Annotated in this window: 13 protein-coding genes; 4 read left to right on the top strand and 9 right to left on the bottom strand. The window is 68.0% G+C overall.

The genetic code is table 11. The annotated features are described in order from the left end of the window. Window positions 1-18: 18 nt before the first annotated feature. From QOL82_RS16400 to QOL82_RS16360, 9 genes are all read right to left on the bottom strand, one after another. Window positions 19-435, bottom strand: coding sequence for an ExbD/TolR family protein (locus QOL82_RS16400; RefSeq protein WP_283443376.1), 417 nt, complete (start codon window positions 433-435; stop codon window positions 19-21). After that, window positions 435-1157, bottom strand: coding sequence for a MotA/TolQ/ExbB proton channel family protein (locus QOL82_RS16395; protein ID WP_283443375.1), 723 nt, complete (start codon window positions 1155-1157; stop codon window positions 435-437). The genes QOL82_RS16400 and QOL82_RS16395 overlap by 1 nt, the downstream gene beginning before the upstream one ends. Window positions 1158-1197: 40 nt before the next feature. After that, the gene (locus QOL82_RS16390; RefSeq protein ID WP_283443374.1) at window positions 1198-1947 is read right to left on the bottom strand and encodes an energy transducer TonB; all 750 of its coding nucleotides are present in this window, start codon (window positions 1945-1947) and stop codon (window positions 1198-1200) included. An 8-nt stretch (window positions 1948-1955) separates the two neighbouring features. Then, window positions 1956-2216: a (2Fe-2S)-binding protein gene (locus QOL82_RS16385; protein ID WP_283443373.1), complete on the bottom strand. Its 261-nt coding sequence runs from the start codon at window positions 2214-2216 to the stop codon at window positions 1956-1958. A gap of 101 nt (window positions 2217-2317) precedes the next feature. Beyond that, window positions 2318-2512: a hemin uptake protein HemP gene (gene hemP / locus QOL82_RS16380; RefSeq protein WP_283443372.1), complete on the bottom strand. Its 195-nt coding sequence runs from the start codon at window positions 2510-2512 to the stop codon at window positions 2318-2320. A gap of 381 nt (window positions 2513-2893) precedes the next feature. Beyond that, window positions 2894-3583, bottom strand: coding sequence for a VIT1/CCC1 transporter family protein (locus tag QOL82_RS16375; protein ID WP_283443371.1), 690 nt, complete (start codon window positions 3581-3583; stop codon window positions 2894-2896). A gap of 44 nt (window positions 3584-3627) precedes the next feature. Next, window positions 3628-4176: a cytochrome b gene (locus tag QOL82_RS16370; protein WP_283443370.1), complete on the bottom strand. Its 549-nt coding sequence runs from the start codon at window positions 4174-4176 to the stop codon at window positions 3628-3630. A 93-nt stretch (window positions 4177-4269) separates the two neighbouring features. Further along, the gene (locus QOL82_RS16365; protein WP_283443369.1) at window positions 4270-5664 is read right to left on the bottom strand and encodes an ATP-binding protein; all 1395 of its coding nucleotides are present in this window, start codon (window positions 5662-5664) and stop codon (window positions 4270-4272) included. Then, the gene (locus tag QOL82_RS16360) at window positions 5661-6338 is read right to left on the bottom strand and encodes a response regulator (RefSeq protein ID WP_283443368.1); all 678 of its coding nucleotides are present in this window, start codon (window positions 6336-6338) and stop codon (window positions 5661-5663) included. Before QOL82_RS16360 ends, QOL82_RS16365 begins: the two co-directional genes overlap by 4 nt. Window positions 6339-6457: 119 nt before the next feature. Here QOL82_RS16360 and QOL82_RS16355 point away from each other — a divergent pair, with 119 nt between their 5' ends. From QOL82_RS16355 to QOL82_RS16340, 4 genes are read left to right on the top strand one after another with little or no spacing between them, the layout of a single operon-like run. Then, window positions 6458-7735 (top strand): efflux RND transporter periplasmic adaptor subunit, encoded by a 1278-nt coding sequence (locus tag QOL82_RS16355; protein WP_283443367.1) that lies wholly within the window; start codon window positions 6458-6460, stop codon window positions 7733-7735. Then, a complete protein-coding gene (locus tag QOL82_RS16350; RefSeq protein ID WP_283443366.1) occupies window positions 7735-10812 on the top strand; it encodes an efflux RND transporter permease subunit in 3078 nt (1025 codons plus the stop codon). The genes QOL82_RS16355 and QOL82_RS16350 overlap by 1 nt, the downstream gene beginning before the upstream one ends. After that, window positions 10809-11129, top strand: a complete 321-nt coding sequence (locus tag QOL82_RS16345) for a DUF3240 family protein (protein WP_283443365.1) — start codon at window positions 10809-10811, stop codon at window positions 11127-11129. The genes QOL82_RS16350 and QOL82_RS16345 overlap by 4 nt, the downstream gene beginning before the upstream one ends. Continuing rightward, complete coding sequence (locus QOL82_RS16340) at window positions 11126-12403, top strand: TolC family protein (protein ID WP_283443364.1); 1278 nt, start codon at window positions 11126-11128, stop codon at window positions 12401-12403. The genes QOL82_RS16345 and QOL82_RS16340 overlap by 4 nt, the downstream gene beginning before the upstream one ends. Window positions 12404-12421: the final 18 nt, after the last annotated feature.

Genomic DNA, 12421 nt, shown 5'->3' with positions numbered 1-12421 from the left:
CCTTTACTTTTTACATCATTACTTCTTTTCCGGCTCCGTGATGAAGCCGATCTTGCTCAATCCGCCGGTCTGCGCCGCCGCCATCACCTGCGCGACCTTTTCATATTGCGTGGTCCGTTCGGCGCGCAGGTGCAGTTCCGGCTGCGGCGTCTTCTGCGCGGCGGTGGCGATGCGGATCTGCAGCTGGCTGGGGTCGATCGCTTCGCGATTCCAGTAGATCTGGCCCTGCGCGTCGATGTCGAGGTTGATGTTTTCCGGCTTCAGGTCCTGCGGCTGGCTGCTCGCGCGCGGCAGGTCGATCTTGACGCTCTGGTTGATGACCGGAATCGTGATAATGAAAATGATCAGCAGTACCAGCATTACGTCGACCAGCGGCGTGGTGTTGATCTCCGGGTTGAAGTCGTCGTCCGAATCGGACAGGGAACCCATCGCCATCATGCGCTCCTGGCGACGGTCAGGCGCTTGCCTTCAGGCTGGGCGCCGTTGCTGGTGCGGGAACCGGTGACGAACAGCGCATGCAGGTCGAAACCGAACTTGTTCAGGCGGGCCAGCGTCGACTTGTTGCCGCGCACCAGCGCGTTGTAGCCGAAGGTCGCAGGGATCGCCACGGCCAGGCCCAGCGCCGTCATGATCAGCGCTTCGCCGACCGGGCCGGCCACCTTGTCGATGCCGGCCTGGCCGCTGGTGCCGATCGACACCAGCGCGTGGTAGATGCCCCAGACCGTGCCGAACAGGCCGACGAAAGGCGCGGTGGAACCCACCGAAGCCAGGATCGCCATGCCGGCCTGCAGCCTGGCCGACGATTCGTCGATGGCCTGGCGCAGCGACAGCGTCACCCAGTCGCTGACCGACAGCTGGTCATGCAGGTGTCCCTGGTGCGCGCTGTGGTGATGCATCGCTTCGACGCCGGCCTTGGCAAGGTCGGCGAATGGATTGTTGTTGCCCAGGGCCGCCACGCCTTCCTGCACATTGCTGGCGTCCCAGAACTGGCGGCCCGCGACCATCGACGCACGTCGGTAGCGCAGGATCTGCAGCGCCTTGGTGACGATGACGTACCAGGAAGCAACCGATAGAACCAGCAGCAGAATCGCGACGCCGCGGATAACGATATCGCCCTGCAGCCAGAGGCTGTCGAGTCCGTAGGGATTACCTTGCATGATGCTTCCTTGACGATGGGTACGGTGAACGTACGTTTGTTTATTGGATGGAGAAATTAATCGGGATCAGTGCATAGACGGCGACCGGCTTGCCGTCTTCCAGGTGCGGCTTGAACATCGCCCGCATCGCTGCCTGGCGGGCGGCTTCGTCCAGCCTGGCGAAGCCGGACGACTTCTGCACGTCGACCTTCTCCGGGCGGCCACGGTCGCTGACCAGCACCCGCAGCATGACCTTGCCTTCTTCGCCCATGCGCTTGGCGATGGGCGGATAGTCGGGCTGCGGCGGCTGGATGTATTCGACGCCGGAGATGGTCTTGGGCTGCGCCGGCGCGGCGGGCGCGGGAGGCGCCGGCGGTGCGGCGGGAGCAGGCTGGGCAGCGGCGGCCTGCGGTTCCGGCGCAGCCGGCGCGGGGGCGGCTGCGGGCGGCTGCTCCGGCGTGCTGATGGATTTTTCTGTCGGTTCGAGCACCGGCGCGGGCTTGGGCGGGCTGGGCTTCCTGATTGCCGGGGCCGGCTTTTCGACTGCCTTGGGCGCCGGTTTCTCGACTACTTTGGGCGCAGGCCTGGGCACAGGCTGCGGTTGCGGCGGCGCCGGCTGCTGCACCGGCGTCGGCGCGGCTTGCGGCGTGATCATCGTGGCAATGATTTCCCTGGGCACCGTCGGCGGCATCTCGGGCCGCTGCATGCCGGTCAGCAGCGCATAAAGCGCCGCCACGTGCAGCAGGATGATGGCGCCCAGGGGAAAAAGGCGCGGACCCGAGGCGGGCTGGGACATTGCCAGAGCGGACATTACAACTTTCAGGCGGCGAGTGTGTTCGGGTAGAACAGGATGGGTTGGGCCTGGACGTGTGCAGGGTGGGGCTGGTGGGCGGCGTGCAGCGGCGATGGCGCGTTCTCGGCCAGGCAGTCGCGCAGCACGCGCTTGGCGCTGGGGTGGCACTTGCCGCAGCAGGTGCCGATGTCGAGATGGTCACGCAGTTCGACCATGCTGGTCATGCCGGCGTCGACCGCCTGTCGGATCTTGCGGTCGGAGACGTTGTTGCAGATGCAGACGATCATCAGGTTTTCCTTGCAATGGCCAACGGCCGGAAATAGTCGGGTGATTCAGGTCATTCGGTTGACCAGGCGAGCGTTCGCCGCGGTCGGTTGCGGCAGGCGGCTCAGGCAGTCAGGATCAGCTTGTTCAACTGGGTCAGCCGCAAGCGGTAGATCCGTCCCTCGTGGTCGATTTCGACTTCACGCAGTTGCTGGAACAAATCTTCGCTCTTGAACCGCCGAGCAGTCGCCGGCGCGCCCGTGCCCTGGGCTGGCGGTGCTGCAGCCGGCCTGGCGTCTCGCGAAGCTTGGTCACTCATGGTTGCCTTTGTAAATGCGAACAATTCGTATTTAGATTATTCACGAAGTCAAAAGCGATGGCAAGGATTAATTGGCGCTATCGGGCCGGAAGGGCGAAAACCGTAGACGCTACAGCGGCTGCGGGAAACCAGCGTCGGGACGGCGGTTTGCTGCGCCGCCGGGGGTTAAATCAACGAAAAATGAAGGAAATCGCGCCGTTTCCGCCCGGCGCAACGATGGCCAGGCAGCGGAGCCGGCATGCCGCCGGCGATGGAGGAGGGTGACCGGTTGACGGGCGGAACACGCCTGGACGGCCAACCCGTCGCTGTCATTTGGCGGGTCACCAGGCGACGACCAGGGCGAAACGCGGCTTCAGCGCGCCTTGCAGCGCAGTGCCAGGATCAGACCACCGCGCCGAAAAGCTTTCCGACGCCGGCGGTGATCGCCATGGCGAGCGCGCCCCAGAACGTGACGCGCCAGGCGCCGGCCCAGACGCCAGCGCCGCCCACCTTGGCGGCAGCGACGCCGAGCAGCGCCAAAAAGGCAAGGGACGTGGCCGAGACGTAGGTGATCAGCGCCTGCTGCGGCGCCAGCGCCGTGACGGCAAGGGGCAGCATGGCGCCCACCGCGAAGCTGAAGGCGGAGGACAGCGCGGCCTGCAGAGGACGGGCGCTGACGATGTCTGACATGCCCAGTTCGTCGCGGGCGTGCGCGCCGAGGTCGTCATGCTCCATCAACTGATGGGCGACCTGCTGCGCCAGCTGGCGTTCGACGCCCCGCGCCACGTAGATTGCGGTCAGTTCGCGCAGCTCCGACGGGCGGTCGGCGTCGAGTTCGCGGCGTTCGCGCAGCAGGTCAGCTTTTTCCGTGTCCGCCTGCGAGTGGACCGACACGTATTCGCCGGCGGCCATGGACATCGCGCCGGCCACCAGTCCGGCGATCCCGGTCAGCAGGATGCCAGGGTGGCTGGCGCTGGCGGCGGCAACCCCGACGATGAGGCTGGCGGTCGAGACGATGCCGTCATTGGCGCCGAGCACCGCGGCGCGCAGCCAGCCTATATGTTGTGTCCTGTGTCGTTCGGTATGCCGCATGTATCCGGTTCCAGTGATCTCTGCGTAATGAATAGCGTCGTGCGTCAGCGGCTGCGCGGCAGCATGCGCAGCAGCGTGTTGTCCTTCTTCACGTAATGATGGAACAGCGCCGCCGCCGCATGGCCGCCGATCAGGAAATAACCGGCAGTCGCGCCGGCTTCATGGATTTCCTTGATCAGGTCCGCAGTATCGCTGTTTTCGGCAATCAGCGCCGGCAGCGTCAGGCCGAAGAACGGGATCGGCTTGCCGCTGGCGCTGAGCAGCAGCCAGCCAAGCAGGGGCAGGCCCAGCATCAGCGCATAGAGCGCGTAATGCATTGCATGGCCGGACAGGCTCTGCCACCTCGGCGGTTCCGGCGCGATGGGCGGCGCGCGGTCCAGCAGGTTCAGCGCGAGGCGCGCGGCCGCCAGCGCCAGCACCGACAGTCCCAGCATGAAATGCGCGTTTTTCATCAGTTCCCGGCCGGCGCTTCCCTTCGGAAAAATGCCGCGCAGCTCCATGAAGGCGTAAACCGCGACGAGCAGCGCCGCCATGACCCAGTGAAAGGCGATCGAAATCCCGCCGTAGGCCGTTGCATCGTTCCGCCATTTCATGCCGATCTCCTGAAGTTGGCGCCCTGTGGATCAGGCGCCGGTTCATTACCCTACCGGTATGCCGGCCCGCAGCCACGGAACTGGATCAAGTTTTCATCCGGCCGCGCCCGGCCCCGGCGCGAACCGGATTTCGACCAGCAGCCCGCATCCGTCCGGGCCGTCGTTCAGCGCAATGCTTGCGCCGTGGGCCGCCACGATGTTCTTGACGATGGACAACCCGAGGCCGCTGCCCGGCGTCCCGGTGTTGGAAAGCCTGACGAAGCGGTCGAACACGCGTTCCCGCATCCCGGCCGGTATGCCCGGCCCGGAGTCCGCGACGCATAAGAGCGCGTGCCGGCCGTCGGCGCGGCAGGAAAGCCTGACCGTGCCGTGCCGCGGCGTGTAGCGCATCGCGTTGTCGACGAGGTTGCGCAGCAGGACCCGGAAGCTGTCGGGATCGAGCAGGCAGCGCACGGGGGCGAGGTCGGCGACGAGGTGCAGCTGCAGCTGCTCGGCCTGCCGCCTGAATTCGGGCATCTGCTGCCCGATGGTTGCGGCCAGGTCCGCCTCGCCGAGCGCCGCCGGCCGCTGCTGCGGGTCGAGCCGCGCCAGCGTCATCAGCTGGCCCACCAGGCGGGTCGAGCGGTCCACGCTGACGTCCAGCGCGGCGATGAATTCCCGGCGCTCTTCCTCGCTGCGCGCGCCATGCAGCACCTGCAGGTTGGTCTTGATCGCGGCCAGCGGCGTGCGCAGCTCGTGCGCGGCGTCGGCGGTAAAGCGCGTCTCCCGCTCGAAGGTGCTGCTGACCTGCTCGAACAGGTGGTTGATCGCCTGCAGCAGGGGCTGCAGCTCCACCGGCGCGCCGTCCGTCTTCACCTTGCGCAGGTCGTTGGGCGTGCGGCGCGACACCTCCTCCGCCGACGCCATCAGGGGCCGCAGCACCCGGCTGACGATCCACCAGATGCCGGTGGCCATCACCGGCAGCATCAGCAGCGCAAACAGGTAGAGCTTGTAGGCGAAGCGCTCGCTGATGTCCTGGCGGTGGGCGTCCGACTCGCCGACCTGTATCTGCAGCCGGCGGCTCGCATTCCAGGCCGAATAGGTCCGCCAGTTGTCGCCCGCGATCGTCACGTTCCCGAAGCCGGCCGCGCCGGCGCCGGCGAAGGGCTGGTCGGGCGCGCCCTTGTTCTTGTAGCGCAGCACGCCGTTCGCGTCCCAGACCTGGAACAGCAGGTAGCGGCCGTCGGCGACATCGTGGCCTTCCATCGGCGGGTGCGACGGCGTCACGGCAAGTTCCTCGATCTCATGGTCCGCCAGCACCAGCAGCAGGTGCGCGGTTTCCTCCAGCGACTGGTCGAACAGCCTCTGGCTTTCCTGGCGGGTCTCGACATACAGGACGACGCTGCTGATGCTCCAGACCACCAGGGTCAGCAGCAGCAGCATGGCGAGCATGGCCCGCCGGACGGACCAGCTGGCGGGGGCATGCGACGGCGCGGGCGTTTTCGTCATTGCGCCTGCACGCTGGCCGGGCGGTCTATCGTGTAGCCGATCGCATGGACGGTGCGGATCAGCTTCCTGCCCAGCTTCCTGCGCAGGTGATGCACATGCACCTGGATCGCATTGCTTTCGACTTCCTCGCCCCATCCGTACAGCGTTTCCTCCAGCTGCGCCCGGGTCAGGGTCTGCCCGGCCTGTTCGAGCAGGCGCAGCAGCAGGGCGAATTCCTTGGGGCTCAGCAGTATCGTTTCCTCGTGGCGGCGCACGACGCGCGCGGCCACGTCGACCGCGAGATCGTCATGATGGATCATTTCGCGGGTGCGCCCGTGCGCCCGCCGCGTCGCGGAACGGATGCGCGCGGCCAGCTCGTCGAGGTCGAACGGCTTGATGACGAAGTCGTCCGCGCCGCTGTCGAGGCCGCCGACGCGGTCGGCCACCTGGTCGCGCGCGGTGACGATCAGGATCGCTTCGCGAAACCCGTCGCCGCGCAACTTCTGCAGCACGGCCAGCCCGTCGCCGCCGGGCAGCCCGAGGTCCAGCAGCAGGCATTCGTAGTGATGGGTGGCCAGCGTGGTCAGCGCGCTCGGCGCATTCTGCACCCAGTCGACCACGTGCCCGCGCTGTTCCAGGCCGATCTGGGTCGCGCGGCCGAGTTGCGGATCGTCTTCTACCAGCAATATGCGCATAAGGACTGACAAGGACCAACCTGGCTGCAGAGACGGCATGTTATCTGGGGATGCTTAAGAACTCCTTAAGCACTGGATGCCAGTATAGGGCTTACCCGCACCTTCAAGGCAGCCGCACCATGATCCAGCAAAGCCGCGCCGTCCGACCGATCCGCCTGCACCGACGGCTGCGGCTGCCGGTGGCCGCGCTGCTGGCGGCTGCGCTGCTGGCAACCGCCGGACAGACGCTTGCGCAGGGCCTGCCGCCTGCGCAGATACCGTTGAGCAAGGCGCAGATCGAGCGCTCGGGCATACAGACCGCGCCGGCGGCGCCGGCCGACGCCGGCAAGGAAGCAAGCAAGGACGCGGCGGGCGACGGCGGCCAGCGGCTGTCGGGCACCGTCGTGACGCCGCCGGGCGCGCTCGCCATCGTCAGCCCCGCCGTGGGCGGCATCGTCCAGCAGGTGCTGGTGGACACGCTGCAGGCTGTGGAGCGGGACACGCCGGTCGCCACGCTGTTCAGCCAGCCGCTGATGGAAGCGCAGCGCGATTACCTGCAGCTGGCGATCCAGGCCAGGCTGGCGCGCGAAAAGCTGGCGCGCGACGAAAGCCTGTTTGCCGAGGGCATCATCTCCCGCTCCCGGCTGCAGGACACGCGCGGCGTGGCGATGCAGGCCGAACTGGCCGCAAGCGAGCGGCGCCAGGCGCTGCGCGCCAGCGGCATGAGCGAAGCGGCGATCCGCAAGCTGGCCGGCAGCAACACCCTGGCGCCGCAGCTGACCATCGTCGCCGGCGCCCGCGGGACGCTGGTGTCGCTCGACATCCATGCCGGCCAGCGCATCGACGCCGGCATGCCTGTGGCTTCCATCAGCACCGGCGCGGCGGCCTGGATCGAGCTGCAGGCGTCGCGCCAGCAGGCAGCGCAGATCCGGGTCGGCGACCAGGTCCAGGTCGGCGAATGCGGACCGGCCAGGGTCGTCGCGATCGCGCCGCAGGTCAACGCGGCGAACCAGAACACGGTCATCCGCGCGCGCCTGCTGGGCGACCCCGCCTGTCTCAAGCCCAACCAGTTCGTCGAAGCCCGTTATGGCGGTCCCAGCGTCGTGCCGGACAGCCTCGGCGTGCCGGCGGCGGCCATCGTGCGCCATGGCGATGCGTCGTTCGTGTTCGTGCGCAATGAACAGGGCTTCGAGGCGGTGAAGGTCGACGTGGTGCAGGGCGGCGCGGGCAGGACCTGGGTCAGGCCCGTGGCCGGCAAGCTGGCTGCGGGGTCCGCCGTCGCGGTCAGGGGCGTGGTTGCCCTGAAGGGCAGCTGGCTGGGACTGGGCGCCGAAGCGATGCCCGAACCAAAACCTGCGCCTGCGCCCGAAGCCAGGCCGGCAGCCAAGCCCGCCGCCAGGCCCGCGGGAGCGCAATAGTGCTGAACCGCCTCGTCGCCTTTTCGCTGTCCCAGCGGCTGCTGGTGCTGGTGCTCGCCGTGCTGATGACGGGCGTCGGGATCGACGCGTTCCGCAACCTGCCGATCGACGCGTTCCCGGATGTCTCCAGCACCCAGGTCAAGCTGATCATGAAGGCGCCCGGCATGACGCCGGAAGAAGTCGAGGCCCGTATCGTCACGCCCATCGAGCAGGAGCTGCTCGGCATCTCGCGGCAGGTCATGCTGCGCTCCCAGTCGAAATATGCGATCGCGGACATTACCCTCGATTTCCAGGAAGGCACCGACGTGTTCTGGGCGCGGCAGCAGGTCAGCGAGCGCCTGGGCAACGTGCTCAAGGACCTTCCGTCCTCGGTCAGCGGCGGGTTGGCGCCCATCACCACGCCGCTGGGCGAGGTCTTCATGTTCACCATCGAAGGCCCGCTCGGCCCGATGGAAAAGCGCAGCCTGCTGGAATGGACGATACGGCCGCAGCTGCGCGGCATTCCCGGCGTCGCCGATGTCAATTCGCTGGGCGGGCTGGTGAAGAGTTTCGAGGTCGTGCCGGATGTCGAGGCGATGGCCGCGCGCAAGATATCGCTGGCCCAGCTGCAGGCCGCGCTGGAGGCGAACAACCGCAACGACGGCGCCGGCCGCCTTTCCGCCGGCGAGGAATCGCTCCTGGTCCGCAGCGACGGCAGCATACGCAGCCTCGACGACGTGCGCGCCATCGCCGTCCAGGTCCGCGACGGCTACGCGGTCAGGCTGGGCGACATCGCCGCCGTGCGCATCGGCCAGATGACGCGCTACGGCACCGTGACCCGGGACGGCAGGGAGGAAGCGGTCGAGGGCCTGGTGCTGGCCATGCGCGGGGCCAATGCGCAGAAGCTCGTCGACCAGGTGCGCGAGCGGCTGGCGGAAATGGAAAAAACACTGCCCGAAGGCACTACCGTCAAGGTGTTCTACGACCGCGGCAGCCTGGTCGAGCGCGCGGTCTCGACGGTCACCAAGGCGCTGGCGGAAGCCACCGTGCTGGTCGTCGTGCTGCTGTACCTGTTCCTCGGCAACGTGCGCTCGGCGCTGGTGGTGGCCTGCATCCTGCCGCTGTCCGCGCTTGCCACTTTCGTCCTGATGCAGGCCTACGGGCTGAGCGCCAACCTGATGTCGCTCGGCGGCCTGGCCATCGCGATCGGCATGCTGGTCGACGCCGCCGTGGTCGTGGTCGAGAATATCGAGGCCCATGGCAGCGACCCGGAGCGGCCCGTGCTGTCCCGGCTGAATGTCATCTACCGCGCGGTCTGCGAAGTCGCGGTGCCGGTCACGGCCGGCATCGTCATCATCATGATCGTGTTCCTGCCGCTGCTGTCGCTGCAGGGACTGGAAGGCAAGCTGTTCGCGCCGGTCGCGATGACGATCACGTTCGCGCTGGGCGCGTCGCTTCTGCTGTCGCTCACCGTCATACCGGTCATCGCGTCCTACCTGCTCAAGGCCAGCCACGGGCCGGCGCCCTGGCTGGTGCGGCGGCTGGAAGCGGGCTACCTTGGGCTGCTGGCGCGGGCGCTGCGCAACGGGCGGCTCGTGATCGGCGCGTCGGTGGCGGCGCTGCTGCTGACGGCGGCCCTGTTCCCGCTGCTGGGAAAGTCCTTCATGCCGACGCTGGACGAAGGCGACATCATCATGCAGATCGAGAAAATGCCCTCGGTCAACCTGCAGGACTCCGCCCGGATGGACCTGGCGGTGCAGCGGCGCATCCTGGAGGTGGTGCCCGAAGTGCGCAGCATCGTCGCCCGCGCCGGTTCCGACGAACTCGGCCTGGACCCGATGGGCCTGAACGAGTCCGACGCCTTCCTGGTGCTGAAGCCGCGCGACGAATGGCGCAGCCCGGACAGGGACGCGCTGATCGATGCGCTGCGCGCGGTCACCGCGGAATTCCCCGGCATGAATTTCAGCTTCACCCAGCCCATCGAGATGCGCACCTCGGAAATGCTGTCGGGCGTGCGCGGCGACCTCGCCATCAAGGTCTACGGCCCGGACAACGCGGTCCTGGCCGGCATCGGCGAGCAAATTTTGAAGCAGGTCAGGGAGATCGGCGGCAGCCAGGACGTGCTGATGGTCAGGAACGAGGGCGTGCAATACCTGCAGGTGGACATCGACCGCGAAGCCGCGGGACGGCTCGGCTTCAGCGTCGAACAGGTGCAGGACGACCTGCGCATGCTGGTGGAGGGCCGGATTGCCGGCGTCGTCATCGAGCAGGGCCGGCGCCTGCCCCTGATCATCCGCGGCAACGACCAGCTGCAGATGTCCAGGGAGCTGTTTGCGCAGCTGCGGCTGCCGGTCAGCGAAGGCAGTCCGGTGCCGCTCAGCGCGCTGGCCACGCTGCGCATGGTCGACGGACCGGTCAAGGTCGAGCATGAAAATGCGTCGCGCATGGTGGTCGTGCGCGCCAACGTGCACGGGCGCGACCTGGTCGGCTTCGTCGACGAGGCCAGGGCCAGGGTGGAGCAGGCGGTCAGGCTGCCCGCCGGATACCGGCTGTCGTGGGGCGGGCAATTCGAGAACCAGCAACGCGCCGCAGCGCGGCTGATGGTGGTCGTGCCGATCGCGCTGGCGCTGATCTTCTTCCTGCTGTTCACGACGCTGGGCAGCATCAGGCAGTCGCTGCTGGTGTTCGTCAACATCCCGTTTGCGCTGCTGGGCGGCGTGATCGCGCTGGCCGCGACCGGCGAATACCTGTCGGTGCCGGCGTCGATCGGCTTCATCGCGCTGATGGGCATCGCCGTCCTCAACGGCCTGGTGATGATCACCTGCTTCAACCAGATGGTGGCGCGCGGCGCGGCGCTGGCCGACGTCGTTTCCGAGGGCGCGCGCCGGCGCTTCAGGCCGGTGATGATGACCGCCAGCATCACCGGCTTCGGGCTGATACCGCTGCTGCTGGCCACCGGGCCGGGCTCCGAGGTCCAGCGCCCGCTCGCCATCGTGGTCATCGGCGGCCTGGTGTCGGCCACCATGCTCACGCTGATCCTGCTGCCCATCCTGTTCCAGCGCTATGGCGTGCCGGCGCCGGACGAAAGACTGCCATGACAGACGAATCCCTGCACGATGCGCTGCTCACGCTGGCCATCCCCGTTGCGCTGGAAGAGGATGTGCTGGACTTCCTGCTGCGGCACCCGGAATGGGCCGGCGGCTTTTCCGTGGTAGATGCGGAAGGCATGGGGCAGGGCGCGTCGCTGCTGTCGGCGATGGAAAAGGTGCAGGGACGCGCGCGGCGCAAGCTGGTGCTGATCGCCGGCGCCGAAGCCGGCCTGCGCCTGCTGGTCGCCGCGCTGGGCCGCGAACTGCGCAACCGGGACGTTGCCTGGTGGATCGCGCCCCTCATCGCTTTTGGAAGGCTGCAATGACATCCCCATCACGCCTGCTGCTGATACTGCTGGCGCTGCTCGCAGCGCTGTCCGGCAATGCGGCTGCCGCTACCGCGTATGCCAGCGAGCATGCCGCGGCAAGCGAGCCGCTGTCTGTCCTGCCGCCCGAGCCGGTCGCGCGGCAGGCGCTGGCCAGCCTGCCGCAGCTGCGCTCCAGCACGTTCAACATCGACCTGGCCGCCTCCAGCCGCACCCGGCTGCAGGCCGGTCCGCATGAATGGTCGGTCCGTGCAGGGCTGGGCCGCCGCACCGACGAAACCGGCAAGCGGTTCAATGAACAGGAACTGGTGATCGAGCGGCCGGTGCGCTGGTTCGGCAAGGCGGACAAGGATGCCGCGATCGGCGACAAGGGTACGGTCATCGCGCAGGCGGCGTACGAGGACGCCTGGCACGAGGCGGGCCGCAGCCTGATGAAGGAATGGTTCGATGCGCTGCGCGAGATCGCGGCGACCGCCAGGCTGGCCGAGCAGCAGGACATCACGCAGCGCCTGCGGGGCATCGCCGAAAAACGCGTCCGCGCCGGCGACGCCGCGGAACTCGAACTGCTGCAGGCCGACACCGAGAGCCAGCGCGTCGCCGCGCTGGTGCAGCAGTCGCGGCTGCGCGCCGACCAGGCCCTGCAGCTGCTGGCGTCGACTTACCCCGGCCTGCCGCAGCCGCAGGCCGGCGCGCTGCCGGCGCCGCCCGCGCCGCGTGAAACGGCCGACTTCTGGTTCGACAAAATCACCGGCGACAACCACGAGCTGACGCTGGCGCGGGCTGAAGCGGACCTGTACCAGCTGCAGGCCAGCCGCAGCGCCAGCGACCGCATGCCCGACCCGACCGTCGGCGTGCGCGCCAGCCGCGAACGCGGCGGGCGGGAAAACATTTATGGCGTGATCATCGCCTTCCCGCTGCCGGGCGCGGCGCGCACGGCCGACGCCGACAGCGCCGCGCTGCGGGCCGCGATGGCGTCGGAACGGCTGGCGCAGGCGCAGGTCAGGGTCGCGCTCGCCGCGCGGCGCCTGGTCACGGAAACCAGCCGCAGCCACGAGATCTGGCTGACCATGCAGCGCATCGCCGAGCAGAGCCAGCGCCAGGCCGCGACCATGATGAAGGCCTACCAGCTGGGCGAAGCCACTCTGCCGGAAGCATTGCTGACGCGCCGCCAGGCGCAGGACGCGGCGCTGCTCGCCGAATCCGCGCAGGTCGACGCGCTGGCCGCCCATGCCCGGCTGCTGCTCGATGCGCACCTGCTATGGTCGGTCGATTGAGGGGAAGGCAGGAAAAGG

The organism is Noviherbaspirillum suwonense (assembly GCF_900182955.1).
Classification (GTDB): Bacteria; Pseudomonadota; Gammaproteobacteria; order Burkholderiales; family Burkholderiaceae_D; genus Noviherbaspirillum_A; species Noviherbaspirillum_A suwonense.
The sequence above is the reverse complement of the archived record's forward strand: the minus strand, read 5'-3'. Positions and strand labels throughout refer to the sequence as shown.